Below are 19,459 nucleotides of genomic sequence, written 5' to 3'. Positions count from 1 at the left end.
CCATGCCCACCACCCCCACCCCGGCGACCGCCACGGGCACACTGCCCACTGCCGCTCCCGCCGGGCCGACCGGCCCGTGGCGGGTGAACGTCGACGTCCGCCACGGCACGGTCACCTCCCTCCCCGGCCTGCCGCCGGGACGGCTGCTCGCCGACCTCCTCTACGACGACGTGCCCACCGCCGTCATCGACCTCGACCGCTCCACCGGCACCAGCACGAGCACCGCGCTGTTGGAGACGGCCGTGCGCCACCACCCCGGCCGGCTGTGGGCCGGCGGCCGACTGGCTCCGCGCGACCCGGCCGTCCGCCGCCTCCTGGACGCTGGCGCCGCCGGTGTCCTGCTCGGCTCCACCGGCCTGCTCCCCGACGGACGCCTCGAACCGCACGCCTGGCCGGACTTCACCACCCTCGCCGACGCCGGACAACTGATGCTGTCCCTCGACGCCGTGGACGGACGGATCGTCACCGACGGCTTCACCCGCACCACCAGCGTGGCGCTCACCGACGCCCTGGACGCCCTCCTCGACGCCACCGGCGGCACCCAGCCCGTCCTGATCACCGACGCCCGCGCGGCAACCCACCGCACCCCGCCCCCCTGGCACGTCCTCGACCGCCTCGCGGGCCGCCACCCGCACGCCTCCCTGTGGTACGCCGGCGGCCTGTCCGGGTGGGCCGACCTGACGCGCCTGTGGCATACCGGCTGGGGCGCCGTCGTCGGCCGCGCCTACCTCACCGCTCCCCGCGGCCTGCCCGACGCCGACGGCCGCCTTCACCGCACCCCGCCCACGGAGAACCGGACATGACCCAACCCGCCCCCGCGCCCGCCCCGACGCCCGACGGTGACCCGTGGTGGATCAGCAACTACCGCGGCACCGGCTACCTGGAGCGCTACGGCAGCCACGACGGCGCCACCACCCGACGCGACGTCGCCTTCCTCACCACCCGCCTCGCCCTGCAGACCCATCACACGATCTTCGACCTGTGCTGCGCCTTCGCCCGGCACACGGCCGAGCTGACCCGCCGCGGCTACACCCACACCACCGGCATCGACCTGTCCCAGGACCTCCTCGACCACGCCGCCGCCACCGCCGCGGCGGACGGCGAGCGGATCAACCTGCTGCACGCGGACGTCCGCGGCCTTCCTCTGGACGACGGCTGCGCCGACGCCGTCCTGCTCCTGTTCAACTCCTTCGGCTTCCTCGACACCACCGACGAGGACCTCGGCGTTCTCCGTGAAGCCTTCCGTGTCCTGCGCCCTGGCGGCCGCATGGCCATGGACCACTTCACCCCGCACCCCGACACCACCGGCATGGGAACCCGCACCGTCCGCGGCGACCGCGCCGAAACCGCCCAGCAGGTCACCTGGGACCCCGCCACGCGCAGACTCAACCGGCACACCACCACCGCCTACGACGACGGCACCACCGACACCAGCCACAGCTCGGTCCGCCTCTACATCCCCGCCGAACTGACCGAACTGCTGCACGCCGCCGGCTTCGTCGTCGACGAGCAGTTCGGCGGCTACGACGCCCGCCCCCTCACCGCCGACAGCAGCCGCCACCTGGTCACCGCACACCGCCCCTGACCCGCCGTACGCCCGGGACGGCCGTGCGGCGCCGGAAAACAAGGCCGGGCCCGACCGCGTTCAGCGGCCGGGCCCGGCTTCGTTTCCGGGAGGGAGCGTGCTCAGACCAGGCGGACCGGGAGCCCGTACCGCTTGGCGAGCTCGGCCTTGATCTCCCCGACCGGGACGGTGCGCTCCATGCGCGGCGAGTACAGCAGCGAACTGACGATCGCCGCTGACACGCCCGCTTCGGTGAACGCCGCCGCCGCGTGCTCGGCTGAACCAGCGCCGCCGGAGGCGATCACCGGCAGGTTGACCGCCTCGGCGATCCGGCGGGTGATCTCCAGGTCGTAGCCCTCGTGCGTGCCGTCCTGGTCGATGGAGTTGACGCAGATCTCCCCCGCCCCCAACTCCTCGCCCCGGCGCGCCCACACGATGGCGTCCATGCCGGTGGCCTGCCGGGCCCCGTCGATGAACACCTCGTACCCGCTGGGAATCTCGGCCGTGACCGGGACGCGCTTGACCTGCATGGACTGCACGATGCACTGGCGGCCGAACTCGGCCGACCCCTCGGAGATGATCGAGGGATTGCGCACCGCCATCGAGTCCAGACTGATCTTCTCCGCGCCGGCGGCCAGCACCGCGTGCATGTCCTCCAGCGACCGGATCCCGCCGCCCACCGTCAGCGGCACGAACACCGTCTCGGCGACCTTGCGGATCGTGGCCAGGTCAGCCTGGCGGCGCTGCGCGCTGGCGAGGATGTCGTAGAAGATGATCTCGTCAATACCGTCCGCGTACACCGACGCAGCAACCTCGGCGGCGTCGCCGACGTCGATGTTGTCCTCGAAGCGACGGGCCTTGGTGACCCGACCGTCGATGATGTCGAAGCAGGCGATCAGCCGGGTGGTCAGCCCGGTCGCGGCGTTCAGGCCGGGCACAGCTCCTCCTGCGGGGTCTTGGCGAACCGCTCAAGGAGATCCAGCCCCAGCGGGCCGGACTTCTCGGTGTGGAACTGCGTGGCCATGATGTTGCCGCGCGCGACCGCAGAGGTGAACGGCAGGCCGTACTCCGTAGTGGCCGCGACATCCCTGCTGTCCGAGGGGTCGGCGTAGTAGCTGTTCACGAAGTAGAAGTGACCCGCTTCCGGCAGGCCGGCCAGGAAGGGATGCGTCGAGGTGCGGTGTACCTGGTTCCAGCCCATCTGCGGCACCCGCACGTCGGCGCCGTTGAAGGCCCGTACGGTCCCGGGCAACCAGCCCAGACACGTCGCGTTCTGTTCCTCGCTGGTGTCGAAGAGGACCTGCAGGCCCACGCAGATGCCCAGGAAAGGGGTGCTGCCTTCGATAACCCGAGCGTGAAGCGCCTCGGGCCATCCGGCTTCGGACAGGTAGGTCATCGTCGTCCCGGCTGATCCGACACCAGGAAGGATGATCCTGTCGATGCCATCGAGTTGCGCGGGCGAGGTGAGCAGACGGTTCGGCACACCGAGGAAGTTCAGCGCGTGAACCACGCTCTGGCTGTTTCCGGTGCGGTAGTCGATCACGCCGACCACGGGTCGGTCGTCCTGCATGAACGCCTCAATCTAAGGGCCGCCGAAGGCGCCCCGGTTGAAGTAGCTGGCCGCCGTCATATAGCGGCAAGGGTCACTGTGAGTCTATCGGCGGCCACTGGCCGATGCCGCTTGTTCCGCCCCGGCTCTGCGGGTCACGGCAAAGAACTGCCCTCTTCCCCAAGCCACCCCGGATCTCCTGCGCTTCAGCCGACGGAGCTGCCCTGGATGTCCGGCACCTGGGGCAGCCAGCGCACGGAGCTGTCGCGGAAGGACTGGTTGACGGGGACGAGATCGTCACCGGTGGTGTCGTCCAGGGCCGGAACGACGATGCCAATCTCCGGGATATCGCTGTCGACCGCCGCAAGACGGCTTCCGCAGGTGGGGCAGAAGCCGCGCTGAGCCTCGCCCTCGAACGTCTCGAACCAGGTCGGCTCGATCCCGTTGGTCCAGCTGACATCCTCGGGGGCGAAGCCGGCCCACCACATCATCGGGCCGCCGCCGAGCTTCTGGCAGTGCGGACAACTGCATGTGTGTGGGTAGACGGCCTTGCCCCTGACGGTGAAGCGGATCCGTCCGCACAGACATCCGCCGGAACGCTCCTGAGCAGCTGCGGCGACTTCAGGGGTGGCGTTCATCAGTTCATCTCCCGTTAGACGGCGGCAAGTTAGGCCAAGGAGCGTGTCATACCTCCGCGAACGTCGGGAACTCGCCGCAGGTCGATCCGGAAGAGTTCACTCTCAGGATCTCTTGCCACCTCTTCCACGCCCGCCTGCGCTCTCGGGTCACTCCGGTCACCGGTCACCGGACGAAGTGGGCTGGGTCCGGTCACTTCTTCGGTAGCGCGTACCGGGTGGCCGTCTCGATCGCCGTGGCAGCCTCGTGGGGGATCTCGATGATGTTATTGATGATCTTGATGGCCTTCTGGTAGGCGGCGTGGCGTTCGTGGGTGTTGCCGGCGTTGTCGAGGGCGGTGGCGAGGAGGGCGCGTGCCTGCTGGATGGCGCGCTGCTCGTGGGGGGCCAGGTGCGCGGTGCCGGCCTTGCGGGCATGTTGGTCCGCGGCTTTCCAGGCGATCTCCAACTCGATTACGCAGGCTCGATAGTTGGTTGTGTCCGGGGTGCTGCGTGCGTCCCGGGCGGCGTCGAGCGCGAGGATGAGGCGCTCGGTCTGGGGGACGGTGATGTTACTGAGGGCGGGTCGGTCGAGGACGGCGAGGATGTCGGTGGTGAAGTCGGCGTAGGCGTCGCGGACCGTGTCGTGGCGCGTTTCCAGGTCGGCGCGGCGTTGGCGCTCGGCCGTTCGGCGGCGGTGCTGGGCGCGGAGGGCGATGGCGAGGCCGCCGAGGAGCGCGAGGACAGCGAGGCTGCCCAGGCCGGCGAGGAGGGGCGTCCACGGGATGTCCGAGCCGGTCGGGCCGGGGTGGGGACGTGGCGCGGGCTTCGGTTCGGGGGTGTCCTTGCCGGTGAGGGTGGCGAGTGCCTTGTCTGCCAGGCCGGTCACGAAGCCGGGGGAGAAGACGGCTACGGAGATGACGAGGGCGCCGGCGAGCATCGTCGCGGCAGCTCCGTATTCCTGCTTGATCCACATGGAGAACGCGCGGGTCGCCATGACGAGCACGAAGAGGCTGCCCGTCATGGTGACGATCCACTGGAGTTGCTGGTGCACCGGCGGCGGTCCTTCCGCGAGCACGGCCGTGACCGTGAGTCGGAGCGGGCCTGTTGCCCGCGGGGTACTCCGACGGTGCGGCGATTCGCCTGTGGATAGAGATCGCCCCCGCAGGCGGGGCCTGCGGGGGCGAAAGGACGGAGGGGCGTGAGGGTCAGATCTTGATCTTGTGGTTGATCCGGGCGCGGTCCCAGGTGGTCTTGTTGACCGTGACCCACTCGGTGCGGCCGCTCTGCTTGAGCTTCAGCTCCCAGTGGGCGGGGTTCCAGTGCCAGCCGGTCCGGCGGTGGCTGACGCGGATGCGGTCGCACACCTGCTTGGTGGTGCGGGAGTGCTTCTGCTTCTTGGGCGAGGCGGGCGGTGCGGCCTTCTTCGCGGGCGGGGCGGACTTGGGCTTGCTGAAGCCGCCGCCGGTGCGTCCGGTGAGGGACGACAGGGTGAGGGCGTTCGTGACCACGGTGCGGCAGTTCGTGTTGCGGTACTTGTCGGTGTAGGTGGGAGTGCGGTAGGCGGAGTGGCCCCGCTTGTCCTTGACCGTGCCGTGCTTGAGGGGCTCGTGCCCGCAGGCGGTGAGCAGGGTGAGGGCGGTGGCAACAGCGGCGGCGAGGGCGATCGGGCGGCCGGCAGGCATGGGGCGCGTCCTTCGTGAGTGGGCGGCGGGGGCTGGTTTTGTGCGGTCAGGCTGTGCTGGTGTGCCTGCGGAGGGGGTCCGGGCGGCTCCCGGCGCCGTCGTGGCGCCGGGAGCCGGGGCCACGCTGTTCAGGAGGCGAGCGTGAGGGTCTTGCTGATCACGGTGGGTCCCTCACCGTCGTCGACGACGCGGGTGACGGTGAGCGCTCCCCGGTGCAGGGCCAGGTGGAGGGCCTTGTGCTCGATGGCGAGGAGCTTGAAGGCGGCCGGGATGTTGTGGCCGCAGTCGCAGCGGACCTCGAAGCGGATACGGCCTCCGTGTGCTGCGCAGTCGCGGCTGAGCGGGCGGCCGGAGGGCGTGTGCTGGTGGGCGTCTTCGCCGGTGACGGGGCAGTCGCTGCCGTCCCGGTGAACGCCGACGATGACCGCAGAGACCTTCTGACCGCGCTTGTTGCTCATGGGTTTCTCCCTCACCCTCAACCTGATGACACATAAAGCATACCTCCACACCGTGAACGCAGTCAAGTTTTATGTGTCAACTCATGGAAGTTGCACCTTGCCTCCGTGACACATAAAACTTGACAGCAGAGACCCATCAAGGTACATTTAATGTGTCAATGAGGGTCGGGGAGACCGGCCCGGGTTGCTTGAGCAGAGGGGAGAGCGGGTGTCGAGCAGACGGTGTGCGGGCCGGGCCCAGTCCTGGTCCCGCTGAGCCGTACTCCATCGGCACCCGCGGTTCCGCCGCGGCCGGACGGACGGAGTCCGCCATGAACTCAGCAGCTCTTCGCGGCCGGTTGGCCGTGGATCAGTACGTCGACAACGGCTACGGCTCGCAGGACGACCTGGAGACCGCGGCCGCCGACCTGGTCGCCGATCTCCAGATCTGGATGGCGGCAGGCGGAATCGACTGGGACGAGGTTCTGCGCCGGGCCGACACCTATGTGGCCGGTTCGGATCTCTGCCTCACCTGCGGCGACGACACCGAGGTTCTCGACGACCAGAACCACTGTCCGGCCTGCGCCGCCTGACCCCTGCGCCCGCCCGGCGGCTGGGCGCCTTCGCGCTCAGCCGCCGACTCCCGACCCGGAGATGCCTTGACCAACCGTCCGCTCGGCCGCAGTCAGCGGCGAGCCCTGGATTCCCTTGCCCGCCTCAACGCCGGTTCGTGGACGCCCGAGAGTGGATGGCGGATCGGCAGCCTCTCCAACACCCTGCGCGTCCTGGACTCGCTGGTGCGCCGGGAGTTCGTAACCCGTACGACCGCCAGCGCGCGGTACGCGGTCACCGAGGCGGGCCTCAACGAGCTGGGCTGGTACACCTGCGCGGACTGCGGGCGGCTGACACGGCGCCCGTACCCCGGGCACTTCCTCGGCACTGACCGGCACAAGCGGTGCGAGGGCTGCTTCGAGCTGACCACCTACGGCTTGTGCGAGCGCTGCGACGGCGAGTGCACCGACTTCCTTCCCGACCGGCGTATCGGGGCGTACCACCTGAAGGTCAGCCGGACCTGCCTCGACGTGATGTGCGCCGAGGCGAACGCCGGGTACGCCGATGCGCCGGTCCTCGTTCGCGGCTCGCGCTGAGCACCCGTCCCTGACGCCCCTGATCCTGGAGGTACCGGCTTGTCCGCGTACGGCAATCGCCCCGACCCGCACCACGAGCCGCCGCTGACCCTGTGGGCCTGGGCCGCCGAGATGGACCGGCTCGGCGGGAACGCCGAAAGCCCCGAGGGGCGCCGCCACTTCGCCCCCAGCCACTACTTCGCCACCGCGCGGCAGTTCCGCAACGGCGCCCTCACCGGTGCACTCAAGCTCGACGGGGTGCCGGCCATGTGGGAGGGCTTTGTCCTGGCCCCGCACGTCCTGCACCTGAGCGAGCGCGACGGCGCCCTCCAGCTGTCCGCCTCGGACGAGTTGGCGGGTCGGCGCATCCCGCTGGGCGAGACCTTGGACGAAACGATGGCCGCTCTCTACCCGGCGCTGGCGCGCGCGATCGCGGACTGCACCTTCGGCGCCGCCCGTCGCTCCGGCCCGGCCCTGCGGACGGACCACCCGTGCGCTCCGTGCCGCTCCTGGGGCTCGACGCACCTGCCCGAACCCGCTGCGAAGGCCTGACGGGGCGCGCGATGACGGTGACCTTGGAGCGGTCGGTGGTGGCGGTGGAGCAGGGACGGCCCAGGTGGTCGGTCAGCTCCTACCGCCGCCACGGGGACCTGGAACTGCACGAGTACACGACACACCGTCTCGACTCGGCGGACGGCGTGCGCGAACACTACCGGCTGGCGAGTGAACGGCCCTGGGTGTCCCGTATCGAGATCACCGAGATCACGACCGCCGTACTGCGCCGGCCGATCACGGAGGGGCAGTTGCCCGGGCCGGGCCGTCTCACGTCGGTGGATGCCGCGCCACCGCAGACTGCTGTGGCCCGGGCGCGCCGCTTCTTCGCCGTCGAGCCGGGGCCGCAGGAGCTGCCGACTGGTGACGCGGTCCGCGCGCATCTGGCGTGGCTTCCCTGTCCGCAGTCCGTACGGCTGTGGGAGTGCACCGAGGTGCTGTCGGCGCGGCCAGTCGGTCTCGACGACCTCCCAAGTGACACATAAAACTTGACTCCACTTCGAGCATTGGCTATATTTTACGTGTCATTTCTGGAGTGGTGAGGAGCCGCGAGACCACGTGCTGAGCACCCCGATTCCCCGCGATCTGTGTCCCGTTCACCGGGAGATCGCCTACGCCTGGCGCGACAACCACTACAGCCCGTGGAACCCCTCGGAGTGGCCGGGCGGCTCGCACATCATGGACAGCCGCACCAGCCACACCGAGCGCGGCGCCGACTGGGACCGCAAGAACCTCCAGCAGATCGAGCTGACGATCGACTGCTGCCGCTCGGGCCGCTCACCGCAGTGCCCGCCCGGCCACCGATCCGCCGTCTCGGCAAAGGAGCAGCCCGTGCCGGACTCCGCCGTGCCCGCAACCGGACACCCCGCACCCGTACCCGGTGCGGAGCGGTGGGACCTGCGGCTGGCCCGTGCGACCCTCGCCGGAAGCGACCTGCCCGCCCATGACGACGCCGCCGGCGGCACCGGATACAGCGTGTCCCCCGACGGGGAACGGGTGCGTGTCGTCTGGGGCCGGGGAGACAGCCTGTCGCTGCCGCGCGCCGGCACCGTCGTCCGTGCGCAGTGGGACCAGGCCCTGGACCGGATCGCGGCAGCGCTGATCGAGTCCGCCGCGTTCACCGACGTGCGGCGCAGCCGCGACCGGGTGTCCGCCCGGGCCGTGATGCCGCATACGGCCCAGACCACCGCCCGGATGCGCCGCGTCGGTGTGCTCGATGCGTTCCGGCGCGCCGTTCGCTTCGACGGCCACCCGGCGGACCGGGTCGGCGGCATCCTCACGCTCGCCACCAGCGGCCCGTCGCCCGAGTCGTTCTGGATCGTCACCGACGCCGACGGCACCGAGGCCGGACGCACCAGCGGCGGCTACCAGGCCGCGGCCGAACTCCTCGCCCACCACTACGGCCTGCCCATGCCGCTCGCCCTCGTCGACGAGGGACGGAACCGGTGACGGGCTCCCGGGCCGCCGACCTGACGACCGGGCAGCGGGCGGGCCTGCACGCAGCGGTCCGCCACCCGCGCGGCCACCTGCCGCCTTCCGTTCTCGTCCACGACCTCGTCGGCCTCGTCGAACGCGGCCTGGCCGAGCCGGTGCCACGGCAGCCGGAAGGCGCGCACACCCGCTCCCCCCGGTGCCTGATCACCGACCGGGGCCGGGAGCGTGCGGCACACGAGCCCAACCCCCGGTTGATCTTGGTTCCTTGTTCCTCCGCCAAGGCTGGCCTGCCGGTCGCCCAGGCGCAGGAGATGTACGTCGGGAGCTATCACCGCGCCGCCCGTCGCGCCGCGGACGCCCTCGCCGCGGGCACGGACACGCACGTCCTCGTGCTCTCCGCGAAGTTCGGCCTGCTCCGGGCCGAGGACCGCATCCTGCACTACGACCTGCGCGCGGGACAGCACGGCACGGTCGCCGGTGACGTGCTGCGCCGTCAGGCGCACGACCTCGCGGTCAGCGGCGCCGAGGTGACCGTACTGGCTGGCAAGGCGTACGCCGCCCTCGCCCGCTGCGCGTGGCCGGACCTGCACCACCCCCTCGCCGGGGCCCGCGGCATCGGCGACCACCTGGCCTTCTTCGCCTCCCTCTACCGCCCCGGCCGGCAGATGGACCCGCCCGCCGGCGGCTGACCTCTGTCCACAGGCCCGCGGCCGCAACCTCTCCCCACCGTCCTTCCGGCGCCCCGCCGGAGGCGATCTCCCTCCTGTCGATCGGACGCACATGCTCAAGAAGCTCCTCTCCTCCCTCTCCCAGCCCACCCCCGCCCCGGCGGCTGCCCCGGTCACGGCCGCGGCGCCCGTTCCGGTCCCGGCCGCCGACCCCGTCCCGGCGCGGCCCCGCACGGGTGTGCTGGACCTGACGAAGAAGGCGGCGTTCAGCCTCTCCAAGAACGGTCTGGAGGGGCAGCGTGCGGCGGTGTATCTGGTACTGGACCGCTCCGGCTCCATGCGCCGCTTCTACAACGACGGCACCATGCAGTACCTGGGCGAGCGGGCGCTGGGCCTGTCCCGCGCCCTGGACGACGACGGCCAGGTCCCGGTGATGTTCTTCTCCACCGACCTCGACGGCACGACCGTCCTGGAACTGGGCAACCACACCGGCCGGATCAACGAGGTGCACGCGCGGCTCGGCCGCATGGGCCGCACCCGCTACACGAACGCCATCAAGGCCGTCATCGACCACTACCAGAAGTCCGGCGCGAGCGACCCGGCGTTCGTCCTCTTCCAGACCGACGGCAGCCCGGACCGGGACGACCGCCAGGACACCGAAGACATGCTCACCGCCGCGAAGGAACTGCCCATGTTCTGGAGCTTCGTCGGCTTCGGCGACGACATCGCCTTCCTGCGCACCGTCGACCAGCTGCCGGGCATCGACAACACCGGCTTCTTCCACGTGCCCGACCCCGACGGCGTGGGCGACGCCGCCCTGTACGACGGCATCACCGCACAGTTCGGCCCCTACCTCACCGCGGCCCGCGCCGCCGGCATCCTGCGCTGACCCCGCTCGGCCCCCTCCGCTCCCGGACCGGTCCCGCCCTGTGCGGCGGGACCCGGCCGGAGCCGGCCGAGGCGCCCAACAGCCCACGTGCGGAGATGAGATGGACCACGCCCTAACAGCCGCCGGCCACGCCCAGGTGGCCCGCAGTGCAGACGAACTCGCCCAGTCACTGCGCCTGCTGCTCACCTACGCCCGCCTGGAGCCGGCCATCGCCACGGCGCTGGCCCGGATAGACACCACCGAGATGACCGGCCCGCTGGACGAGGCCGGTCTGCGCGCCGAGCTCGCGGAAGCCGAGGCCGAGCGCGACGTCAACGCCGCCCTCGCGGAGCGGTACACGCGCAGCGCCGCCGCCGGTCTCCCCAACGCGCCGTGCGTATGCGGACACCCGGCCGCCCGGCACGCCCACCGCCTTACCGAGGACGACCGCCTCCCCTGCGGGCACGACCTTTGCCGCTGCGGCGACCTGACCTTCGCCTGACCGCCCGCTCCGCCCCGAAAGCGACCCCGACGTGAACCTCTTCGGCCCCGACCGCATACGTCCCGGCGACCCCGACCAGCCGTGGGCGGTGTGGCTCACCGAGTTCGAGGAGGTCCTCGAGCGCCCCCACCGGGACTCGGCCCTGGCCACCGCGGCGGCGTACAACGCCGACTACCTTGCCCGGCAGCAGGCCGGCGGCCCGGCGCACTACGCCGTCGTCCTCCATCACGGCTGGGCGTGGAGAGGCGACGGCCGCGATCAGGCCCCGCTGGTCGAGTCCTTCGACACGAAGATCCACGTACAGCTCGCCGACCTGCTGCGCACCCAGATCCACGGCGGCCACCTGCGCCCCGGAGCCCAACTGCCCTCCCAGCGGGCCTTGGCCGCCCAGTACCACGTCGGCCTGCAGACCATCGAGCGCGCCCAGTCCCTCCTGGTCGGCGAAGGGCTGCTGGACCGCAGCACCCGCGGGGTGTTCGTCACCGACCACACCGCCTGCGACGCGCTGGAGCTGCCCGGCCTCGACGACCTCGTCCCCGTCGAGCCGGCCCCGGCCGCCAGCCCCCTGACGCACCGCCGCGTACCCCGCTACCTCCAGCTGACCGCTCTGCTTGAGCAGATGATCACCGACGGCGCGTTCCCGCCCGGGACGAGGATGCCCTCCGCACGCCAGGTCGCCGAGCAGTACGACTACACGGCCAACTGCGCGCAGCACGCGCTGCGCCTGCTGAGAGAGCGGGGCCTGACCGTCGCCGGCCCCCGCTCGGGCACCTACGTGGCCCGCCGCGAGCCGGCCTCCCCCGGGCGGCAGGCGGAGGATCCGGACCGCACCCCGGTCGGCAGGTGAATGCCCCCGCACCGACGTTCCTTCGTTGATCCACCGCCCCGCGCGCCGGCTGGTTCCAGCCGGCGCGCGGGGCGTTTCCCGCAACACACTGTGCGACACGTATAACTTACCGGTACGCTCATCGAGGTACATTTTAAGTGACAGGAGAATTCGATGGCCCGTGGCGACGAGCTGCTCAGCCTGACCGAGATCAGCAGACTGGCCGGCGTCAGCCGGCAGACCGCGCAGAGATGGCACAAGGCTCCGCCGCAGCACGCGAAGAACAAGAAGCCGGTGCTGCCCTCCGCGCTGCAGAAAGTGGCGGCCGACCTCGAGATCGAGGTCCCCGAAGCCCACGAGGACCGCCCCCGCTACCCCCGCCGGGTGGTCGAGGCCTACCTCAAGGCGGTCGGCTACATGAACCCCGACGGTTCGCTGGTGGAGGAGATCAAGGAGAAGGGCGGCGGCCGCTGGCTGCCTGTTCGCCCGACCATCGACCCGACCGGCACCAGTCGCAAGCCGAAGCACCGCTACTACGTCCCGCACGCCGCGAAGGAACTGGGCTACGCCACCACCGAATCCTTCGAGCAGATGCGGTCCAAGGGCGTCATCCCCGAGCCGGACGGGCACGACGAGCTGTTCCGACCCTTCTGGTACAGCGAAACCCTCGAAGAGCAGAAGAAGAAGCGAGGGCAGCGCAGAAAGGCCGAGCCCGAGGAGAAGCCGGACGGGTTCGACGACGACGGCCGGCCGTACAAGCTGCTGTAGTTCCCCGAACCGGACTGATTCTCGGAGTCGGAAAACAGGCTCTGACCTGGAAAAACACCGCCCAATGTGGTATGTTATATGTGTCAAAGGCGCTGGTGGTCCCGGCTCTGGAGTTCGTGATGGGCATCCCTGCTCCGGGACCGGGACCGCGCGCTGACTTGCTTCGAGGCTCCGGAGGAACCTTGACGACGGACACATATGAACAGCAGCCGTCCGGCGCTCCGCCGCGCCAGCTGATCCACTACTCGCAGTTCCCTTTCGTTCCTGCGGTCAAGGCGCAGACCTTCGGCCGGATCGCGCTCAGCGGTCCCAGCGGGTCCGGCAAGACGCCCGTGGCCCTGAAGGTCGCCGCCGCTCTCGGCGGCCGGATCGGGATGATCGAGACCGCCCACGGGCAGGCGGCCCAGTACGCCGACGAGGTCGATTTCGAGGTCTGCCCGCCGCTGACGTTCTGCTCGCCCGAGGTGCTGGTGGCGGCGCTCGCCGACTGCGCGGCCCGTGGCTACGACGTCGTGGTGGTCGACTCGTTCAGCCTGTTCTGGAGCGGCAACGGCGGAGTGCGGGACCAGGCCGACGACGCCTCCCAGAGCGCGGGGGACAGCAAGGCGGGCTGGCGCGAGGTCCGCCCGCGCGAACGCCGCATGATGGACGCCCTGTTCAACTATCCCGGCCACGTGATCGTCACCCTGCGCTCCAAGACGCACTACGTGCCCGAGATCGACGAGCAGGGCCGGAACTTCATCCGCCGCCTCGGCGGCAAGCCGGAAGCCCGCGACGGCATCGAGTACGAGTTCCAGATCACCGCCGCCCTGGAGGCCGACCACAGCATCGTGGTCGTCAAGGCACTCGGCGCGGCTCTGGGCTCCGAAGTCGTCCACCGCTCCGGCGAGGACTTCGGCGCGAAGATCCGCGCCTGGCTGGAGGCGGGCGCCCCCATGACGCCGCCCGAGCCGGTCGAGGAACTGATCTTGCGGGTCATGAGCCCGGACATCTCGTTCGAGGAGCTGGGGGCCGTACGCGAGACGGTCCGCCGCCGCTACCTCGAAGACCTCCAGGTCCCCGGCGAGAACGGCCAGCCCGTCCCGATCAACACCTACATCACCAACCGCGGGCGGGCGATGCAGCAGCAGGCCGCCCAGGAAGCCCACGCCGCCCCGTCGGCCTGACCGGGTGCGGCGGCCCCGGCCGCCGCACCCCCGACCGCCCGCCCACCCCGCTTACGACCCGGAGGTCAACGTGCCCGCTCACCGGCACCGGCGCCGCAGACGCGCACCCGCGCCGTCTTCGCTGCCGAGAGGACCGCCTTTGCCCGCCACGCCCGACCCGCGCTCCGTCGTCCACCAGATCCTCGCCGACTACCGCCAGATGGCCGCCCGCCACCACGCCGCGCTCAAGGAGCACTGCGATGTCGAGGGCGTGATGGACGGCGAGTTCGACGCGTACGAGGAGACCCGCCGCGTCGCGGCCCTGGAGGCCGACGAGAAGCTGGACACCTTCATCCAGCTCCTCACCGACGCCTTCGGACTTCCCGACGACCGGCCCGTGACCGTCCTGGGCGCCGACGGAGCGGAGTTCCAGGTCACGCCCGGCCGTCTCGACGAGACCGCGCGCACTGCGTTCACCGAAGGCCAGTGCCACGCGCTGGCCCGCGCCGTCGCCGAGACCACCGGCTGGGACACCGTGGTCCTGGCCGACCGCGAGTGCGCCGACGAGTACGACTCCTGCGGCATGGGCGACGCCGTCGCCGACGGCCTGTGCATCTGCCAGCTCTCGCACCTCGCCGCCGTCCGCCCGCACGACGGCCACCTCATCGACGCCGACGGCGCCCGCGACCCGCAGGACGTCCGCGCCGAGGAGCGCTTCGACATCGTGCCGATGAGCCCGGCCCTGTGGAAGCTGATCGACACCCACCCCAGCTGGCGCGACGCGGACATGCCGGTGGCCCGCTCCCTGGTCGGCCCCCTCCTGGACTCCCTCGGCAGCCCGTCGACCGGCGCCAAGGCCGCGGAGGTGGCAGCCTGATGACGAGCCGTCTGCGCACCCTGCGCACCGCGTCCCGCGTCCTGCTCAACCCGCTCGCCCGGCTCCTGGTCACCCTCACCGACCACGTCACCCGCCGGTGCGACGTGCCCAACCCCGTCGCCGCCGTCCGCGTCACCCTGGTGCACATCGCCGACCAGAACCTCTCCGGCGCCGACGCCTACATGGAGATCGCCGACCTCCTCTCCCGCCTCGGCTTCACCTGGCCCGCGGGCTGGTGCGACTCCTGCGACACGGCCCTGACCGACGATGAGGCCGAGTCCGGCGGGCAGTGCTCCAGCTGCGCGCCGGACGACGGCCCGCGCTGAGCCGCCCGCGGCCCGCGCCGCGCCCCGACCGGGCGCCGCGCGGGCCGCTTGCCGTCAACCGGCCGCCGGCACCAGGTAGGACAGGACCGCGGTGTAGACGTCGACGTCCCGCGGGCGCAGCGCGATGCGCTCCTCTCGCTCGTCGGCGGCCTGTCCGCCCTCGGCCAGCTCCCGGGCCAGATCCTCGGGCGCGGGGACGAACTCGCCGGGTAGCAGCAGGTGGTGGCCGCCGAAGCCGGTCACGCTCCAGCCGCGGTCGTCGTACCAGATGACCAGTACCCGCGGCCGGCCGAACCGGCGCTCGGCGGCCTCGCCGCCGGCGTAGAAGTGGGCGCCCAGTCCGCCGTCGACGTCGAAGTCGAGCTCGCAGGGCTCCTCTCCCTCGACCGTGAAGCCGGCCGCCCGCACGGCGTCGACCACGGCCGCGGCGTACCCGCTCTGCAGGCCCTCGCCGCATCCGGCGGGCTCGCCCGGTCCGGCCGGGAGCCGGTCGGCGGCCCACGCCAGGATCTCGCTGCGCGTCACGCCGGCCCCGCGCCTTGCGTCCTCGAGTCGGCCTCCGAAGCGATCGTCGAACTCGGTCGCGGGCAGCGGGCGCAGGCCTGTTCCGCGGCAGGCGGCGCACACGCACACCGGGCCGCCGTCGGAGCGGTAGGCCGGGGCGTGCTCGTCGTGGCCGCCGTCCAGCGCGCTGAGCCAGCCGTTGCCGTGGCAGGCCCGGCAGGCCGCCAGACTCGACGGCGCGGCGCCGCCCAGCGCATGGGCGAGGACGGCCCGGGCCGCCTCGCGCCCTCCGCCGGCCGCGTCGCTGCGGTAGAAGCCGGCCACGTCCTGGGTGCCCCAGGGCCTGGGGTAGAAGACGTCCTGGAAGTGCAGCCCGTCGGAGGTCTCGACCGTCAGCCGGCGGCGCGGCGCGGTGGTCGGCGCCGTGCGGGAGCGGTAGACCACGTCGTCCAGGCGCGGCGGCTGCCCGTAGGGGTGCCGCAGCAGGTGGCGCAGCGGTCCGCCCAGTGCGCACACGGCCGCCGCCGCGAAGGCCTCCCCGCTCCCGCTGGCGGCCTGGTGCAGGACGGCGAGCGGGAAGTGCTCGAACGCCGCGGGGACTGCGGGCATGTCGCGCGATGGAGGGGTCGCGCCGGCCAGCAGGTGCAGGTCCTCGCGCAGTTCGGCGGCCTGGACCTGGCCGGGCCAGCCATCGCGGTCCGCGCCGGCCAGGTGGTGGCGGATCCGCTCCCGCCAGGAGACGCAGACGCCGGCGGCCACGGCGAGGTCGCGCAGCACCGCGCGGGCCTGGTCCGGGCTCGGCGCCCGCCGGGCCGACTCCAGGGCCCGCCCGTAGGTGATCCGGGCACCGGGTGCGCGCTGCATCTCGCGGGCGCGCTGCTGGGCGGTGGTGCGTCGTTTGGTCATCAGGATCGGCTCCTCTGCCGCGGCGCGGGGCGCCCACATCGTGCCGCGGCTGAAGCGCGTAGGTACACCGGCAACCGCGCGGGGTCCGCAAACCCTCGCCGCCGCGGTGCCGCTGCGGATGTGGACGCAAGCGGCGGGCGACCGTGGCAGTACGCGTCTGGCCAGGGGGCCATCGTAGAGCCTCACGCGGGCCCGCAGGCCGAATCCACCGCTTCACGCTCCTGTGCGCCCCCACAGATTTAGACACATAAAACTTGACTCAAAGCCCTATTTGGCGATATACTTTATGTGTCGCCGGGTGGTGGGGCGGCTGTCAGTGACGCTCCCGCGAAGGACTCGCCCCTTGACTCTCGCCTCTGTCCTCGACGAAGCACTGACGGCCGCCACCGACCCGGAGGACCCGGTCGTACGGGACGTCTTGCGGCGGGCCGGCCTGCTGTGGCAGTGCAAGAACCCCGCCTGCCGCGACGACAACCCGCGCGGGACCCGCCTGTGCGACGGCTGCGGCTGCATGCCCAACGGGCGCCGCATCAGCGACCTGCGGCCGCCCCTCGTCAGCCCCGCCGAGCTCGAAGAGATCCGCACCACCCTGCGTCAGCACTTCACCGCGACCGGCGAAGAGCGCCCCGACGCGGTGTCCTTCGACCTCAACTCGCTCAAGGAGTGGGCGCCGCACTTCGCGACCCTCCACTTCGCTGCCCGGGCCGTCCCCGCCGACCTCTCCGACACCGAGGTCGCCGAACTCCTGGAGGAGCTGGAGCGCGCACCGGACTTCGGCGCGGTCCTGCGCGTCGCCCTGCACGACTGACCATCGAGGAGGTTCCCGGACATGCCCCCCACTCCCCCCAACAGCCGCCAGCGCGGCTGGATGTTCACCGCGCTTGGTGACAACGACCTGCTGATGCCCGAAAACATCCCCGCCCGGTCCCTGGCCACCATGGCCCGGCGCGAGTGGATCCAGCCGGAGTCGGACGGCGCACCGGGCCCGGTCCGCTACTCCCTGACGGCAGAAGGCCGTGCCGCGCTGCTGACCGTGCCGAAGCTCAACGCCCTGCTCAGCTCGGAAGCCACCGGGCGCATCTCCCCCGCCGTCGCCTGGCCGACGCTGGAGTCCCTGCTGCGCGAGGGCCTCGCTGTGCGGCTCACCGGTCACGGCGTCCCCGGCACCGCAGCCGACCCCGCCTACATCAGCGTGCTGGGCCGTCGTCTGGCAGGACTTCCCGCCGTCGACGAACGCCCGGCCTCTCAACTGCTGATCGAGGCGCTCGCCGCACGCGGGATCGAGGCGTCGGTGGAGAGCGACAAGGCGGGCAACAGTCACGTCGCCCACCGCGCCCCCGGTTTCGAGGTCCTCTTCTACCGGGTGCTCGGCTCCGGAGAGAGCTACAGCGCCAACCACCCGGCGTGGATGCACGGCGGCTGGTACGGGTTCGTCGACGACGGCGGCGACTACGCCGAACTGCTGGTCAGTGACCGCACCGGTATGGACTGCGCCGCCGACAGCTCCAGGGCGGCTCACGCCCTGGCCGCCCTCCTGACCGCCCGGACTCCCGCACCGGCTGCGGCGCCCGCCTGCGGGGCGTCCCGGTGAACGTGGCCACTCGGCTGCGGCTGCTGGAGCACGCCCGGCTCGCCGACGTCGCCGACAGCGCCCTGACCCGGGCCGAGAGCAAGCACCGCACCATCCTCGGTGCCCGCGAGGATGCCTTCGCCGACCTCTGCCGCTGGCAGCACGCCGCCTCCACCGCAGGCGACGACTACCAGCACGCCGCCCTCACCCTGCAGCAGACGCTCGACACCTACCAGCAGCTCTGCGACACCGAGCTCGCGGCCGCCGGACGGCGCCGGCGCGCGGCCACGGCGGTCCGCACCACCCACGGTCGCTTCGCCCAGGCCTGGAGCACGGCCGCAGCAGGCCCCCTGGGCGACGGTGGGCACCGCACGGCGGCCGAGCGTCTCCTGGACGAACTCGCCTCCATGCCGCCGGAGTTCCTGCGGGCGGTGTCGGCCATCACGGTGCAGTCCAGTGGCGGCAAGGACTCGGTCGTCGTAGTGGACCGCATCGCGACCTGGGCGATGGAGGCCGGCTGCCTGGAGAAGGTGGTCGTCGTCCACGCCGATCTGCAGGGCGCCGACTGGCCGGGGGTCCGCGAGCTCGCCGAGCGCCAGGCCCGCCGCTACGGGCTGCGGTTCGTCACGGTCCGCTCGCCCAAGACGTTCCTGTCGATGGTCGAGGGCCGGGGGATGTTCCCCGATGCCCAGAACAGGCTGTGCACCGCGACGCTGAAGAGGGACGAGGCGGCGAAGCTGTTCACCGAGATCGCCGGAGCCCTCAACCTGGACGAACAGGCGGTCATCCTCAACTGCCTGGGGATCCGGGCCGCCGAGTCCCCCGCCCGCCGCCGCAAGCGGAACCTGGCCATCGACAAGAGGGCCAGCACCCGGCGCCGGCTCGTCCTGACCTGGCACCCCGCGTTCGACCTCACCGAGGCTGACATCTGGGAGCAGATCGCCTCCCGCACCCTGGAGTACCACCCCGTCTACGACACCAACATCCCCCGCCTGAGCTGCACGTACTGCATCCTCGCGCCGTTCGAGGTCCTCGTCGAGGCCACCCGCCTGTGCTGGCTGTGGAAGCTGGACACCCCGGCCGCGTACGTCGACGTCGAACAGCGGATCGGCCACCGCTTCACCCACAAGTTCTCCCTCGCCGACGTCGTCGCCGAGGCACGCCGCCGCCAGGAGACGGACGGTCCCCTCGCCTTCGAGCCCGGCGACGCGATCCGCCGCCACGTCGGCGAACAGGCCGCCGCCGCGTACCTGGAGCGCCTGGGCCTGACCCGCACCGGCTACCTCGCCCGCTTCGGCCTCGTCGCCTGACCCGTCCCGGAAGGAACCGCCAGCCCGTGCCCCTGACCCGCCGCCCCACCGCCCCGACCGCCTGCCGCCACTGCGGCCTCGACCGGGACGGCCACTTCCAGCGCTGGACCACCGCTGCCGGCTGGCACACCTGGGCCATGCCGGACCAGGCCCTCATCAAGGCCCGCATGCTCGCCCGCCGCACCAACCGCCCCGTCTGACCCCCGCCCCATCAGGAAGGAACACCC

General features: G+C 71.7%; 26 protein-coding genes. 19 read left to right on the top strand and 7 right to left on the bottom strand.

Features of this window, described 5'->3' with window-relative positions; genetic code table 11:
• The first annotated feature begins 2 nt into the window (after positions 1-2).
• Both BS72_RS00960 and BS72_RS31890 read left to right on the top strand, forming a co-directional pair.
• Complete coding sequence (locus BS72_RS00960; RefSeq protein ID WP_037905362.1) at positions 3-803, top strand: HisA/HisF-related TIM barrel protein; 801 nt, start codon at positions 3-5, stop codon at positions 801-803.
• On the top strand, positions 800-1,585 hold the full coding sequence (locus BS72_RS31890) for a class I SAM-dependent methyltransferase (protein ID WP_051950397.1): 786 nt from the start codon (positions 800-802) through the stop codon (positions 1,583-1,585). Before BS72_RS00960 ends, BS72_RS31890 begins: the two co-directional genes overlap by 4 nt.
• 101 nt (positions 1,586-1,686) lie before the next feature.
• Here BS72_RS31890 and hisF read toward each other — a convergent pair whose 3' ends face one another.
• The 6 genes from hisF to BS72_RS31885 form a co-directional block, all read right to left on the bottom strand.
• Entirely contained in the window at positions 1,687-2,502 is an 816-nt protein-coding gene (gene hisF / locus BS72_RS00950) for an imidazole glycerol phosphate synthase subunit HisF (RefSeq protein ID WP_078900912.1), read from the bottom strand.
• On the bottom strand, positions 2,490-3,134 hold the full coding sequence (gene hisH, locus BS72_RS00945; RefSeq protein ID WP_051950395.1) for an imidazole glycerol phosphate synthase subunit HisH: 645 nt from the start codon (positions 3,132-3,134) through the stop codon (positions 2,490-2,492). The genes hisF and hisH overlap by 13 nt, the downstream gene beginning before the upstream one ends.
• 185 nt (positions 3,135-3,319) lie before the next feature.
• Positions 3,320-3,751 carry a GFA family protein gene (locus BS72_RS00940; protein WP_037905361.1) on the bottom strand — a complete coding sequence of 144 codons (432 nt, stop codon included), beginning with the start codon at positions 3,749-3,751 and terminating at the stop codon, positions 3,320-3,322.
• A gap of 190 nt (positions 3,752-3,941) precedes the next feature.
• Positions 3,942-4,805, bottom strand: coding sequence for a hypothetical protein (locus BS72_RS00935; protein ID WP_157856111.1), 864 nt, complete (start codon positions 4,803-4,805; stop codon positions 3,942-3,944).
• Between the two features lie 130 nt (positions 4,806-4,935).
• Positions 4,936-5,412: a hypothetical protein gene (locus BS72_RS00930; protein WP_037905357.1), complete on the bottom strand. Its 477-nt coding sequence runs from the start codon at positions 5,410-5,412 to the stop codon at positions 4,936-4,938.
• A 128-nt stretch (positions 5,413-5,540) separates the two neighbouring features.
• A complete protein-coding gene (locus tag BS72_RS31885; protein ID WP_051950392.1) occupies positions 5,541-5,870 on the bottom strand; it encodes a hypothetical protein in 330 nt (109 codons plus the stop codon).
• A 311-nt stretch (positions 5,871-6,181) separates the two neighbouring features.
• Between BS72_RS31885 and BS72_RS00920 the strand changes: the two genes are divergently transcribed.
• From BS72_RS00920 to BS72_RS00860, 13 genes are all read left to right on the top strand, one after another.
• Positions 6,182-6,442 carry a hypothetical protein gene (locus BS72_RS00920; protein WP_157856110.1) on the top strand — a complete coding sequence of 87 codons (261 nt, stop codon included), beginning with the start codon at positions 6,182-6,184 and terminating at the stop codon, positions 6,440-6,442.
• A 66-nt stretch (positions 6,443-6,508) separates the two neighbouring features.
• Positions 6,509-6,997 (top strand): hypothetical protein, encoded by a 489-nt coding sequence (locus tag BS72_RS00915; protein ID WP_037905353.1) that lies wholly within the window; start codon positions 6,509-6,511, stop codon positions 6,995-6,997.
• A 39-nt stretch (positions 6,998-7,036) separates the two neighbouring features.
• A complete protein-coding gene (locus BS72_RS00910; RefSeq protein WP_037905350.1) occupies positions 7,037-7,528 on the top strand; it encodes a hypothetical protein in 492 nt (163 codons plus the stop codon).
• 11 nt (positions 7,529-7,539) lie between these two features.
• On the top strand, positions 7,540-8,013 hold the full coding sequence (locus tag BS72_RS00905) for a hypothetical protein (protein WP_037905346.1): 474 nt from the start codon (positions 7,540-7,542) through the stop codon (positions 8,011-8,013).
• A 73-nt stretch (positions 8,014-8,086) separates the two neighbouring features.
• Positions 8,087-8,977, top strand: coding sequence for a hypothetical protein (locus tag BS72_RS36195; RefSeq protein WP_051950390.1), 891 nt, complete (start codon positions 8,087-8,089; stop codon positions 8,975-8,977).
• Positions 8,974-9,651, top strand: a complete 678-nt coding sequence (locus BS72_RS31875; protein WP_051950385.1) for a DUF6884 domain-containing protein — start codon at positions 8,974-8,976, stop codon at positions 9,649-9,651. Before BS72_RS36195 ends, BS72_RS31875 begins: the two co-directional genes overlap by 4 nt.
• 91 nt (positions 9,652-9,742) lie before the next feature.
• On the top strand, positions 9,743-10,519 hold the full coding sequence (locus BS72_RS00890) for a VWA domain-containing protein (RefSeq protein WP_078900911.1): 777 nt from the start codon (positions 9,743-9,745) through the stop codon (positions 10,517-10,519).
• A gap of 100 nt (positions 10,520-10,619) precedes the next feature.
• Positions 10,620-11,000 (top strand): hypothetical protein, encoded by a 381-nt coding sequence (locus tag BS72_RS00885; protein ID WP_037905342.1) that lies wholly within the window; start codon positions 10,620-10,622, stop codon positions 10,998-11,000.
• 31 nt (positions 11,001-11,031) lie between these two features.
• The gene (locus tag BS72_RS31870) at positions 11,032-11,847 is read left to right on the top strand and encodes a winged helix-turn-helix domain-containing protein (RefSeq protein ID WP_051950383.1); all 816 of its coding nucleotides are present in this window, start codon (positions 11,032-11,034) and stop codon (positions 11,845-11,847) included.
• A gap of 153 nt (positions 11,848-12,000) precedes the next feature.
• On the top strand, positions 12,001-12,594 hold the full coding sequence (locus BS72_RS36190; protein ID WP_051950376.1) for a helix-turn-helix domain-containing protein: 594 nt from the start codon (positions 12,001-12,003) through the stop codon (positions 12,592-12,594).
• A gap of 182 nt (positions 12,595-12,776) precedes the next feature.
• On the top strand, positions 12,777-13,760 hold the full coding sequence (locus tag BS72_RS36185; RefSeq protein ID WP_051950373.1) for an AAA family ATPase: 984 nt from the start codon (positions 12,777-12,779) through the stop codon (positions 13,758-13,760).
• A gap of 139 nt (positions 13,761-13,899) precedes the next feature.
• Positions 13,900-14,616 (top strand): hypothetical protein, encoded by a 717-nt coding sequence (locus tag BS72_RS31860; RefSeq protein ID WP_051950372.1) that lies wholly within the window; start codon positions 13,900-13,902, stop codon positions 14,614-14,616.
• Positions 14,616-14,942, top strand: a complete 327-nt coding sequence (locus BS72_RS00860) for a hypothetical protein (protein ID WP_037905339.1) — start codon at positions 14,616-14,618, stop codon at positions 14,940-14,942. Before BS72_RS31860 ends, BS72_RS00860 begins: the two co-directional genes overlap by 1 nt.
• Positions 14,943-14,996: 54 nt before the next feature.
• Here the strand turns inward: BS72_RS00860 and BS72_RS00855 are convergent, their stop codons facing one another.
• Positions 14,997-16,352 carry a DnaJ-like cysteine-rich domain-containing protein gene (locus BS72_RS00855; protein ID WP_037905335.1) on the bottom strand — a complete coding sequence of 452 codons (1,356 nt, stop codon included), beginning with the start codon at positions 16,350-16,352 and terminating at the stop codon, positions 14,997-14,999.
• Positions 16,353-16,695: 343 nt separating this feature from the next.
• Between BS72_RS00855 and BS72_RS00850 the strand changes: the two genes are divergently transcribed.
• Genes BS72_RS00850 through BS72_RS36180 form a run of 4 tightly spaced genes read left to right on the top strand, consistent with a single transcriptional unit; the run spans position 16,696 to position 19,432 of the window.
• Positions 16,696-17,160 carry a hypothetical protein gene (locus BS72_RS00850; protein ID WP_037905333.1) on the top strand — a complete coding sequence of 155 codons (465 nt, stop codon included), beginning with the start codon at positions 16,696-16,698 and terminating at the stop codon, positions 17,158-17,160.
• 21 nt (positions 17,161-17,181) lie between these two features.
• Complete coding sequence (locus BS72_RS00845; protein WP_037905328.1) at positions 17,182-17,943, top strand: hypothetical protein; 762 nt, start codon at positions 17,182-17,184, stop codon at positions 17,941-17,943.
• Entirely contained in the window at positions 17,940-19,232 is a 1,293-nt protein-coding gene (locus tag BS72_RS00840) for a phosphoadenosine phosphosulfate reductase domain-containing protein (protein ID WP_232792170.1), read from the top strand. The genes BS72_RS00845 and BS72_RS00840 overlap by 4 nt, the downstream gene beginning before the upstream one ends.
• A 26-nt stretch (positions 19,233-19,258) precedes the next feature.
• Positions 19,259-19,432, top strand: a complete 174-nt coding sequence (locus BS72_RS36180) for a hypothetical protein (protein ID WP_157856109.1) — start codon at positions 19,259-19,261, stop codon at positions 19,430-19,432.
• Positions 19,433-19,459 lie beyond the last annotated feature (27 nt).

The organism is Actinacidiphila yeochonensis CN732 (assembly GCF_000745345.1).
Classification (GTDB): Bacteria; Actinomycetota; Actinomycetes; order Streptomycetales; family Streptomycetaceae; genus Actinacidiphila; species Actinacidiphila yeochonensis.
This window is presented reverse-complemented; position numbering and strand designations above follow the sequence as displayed.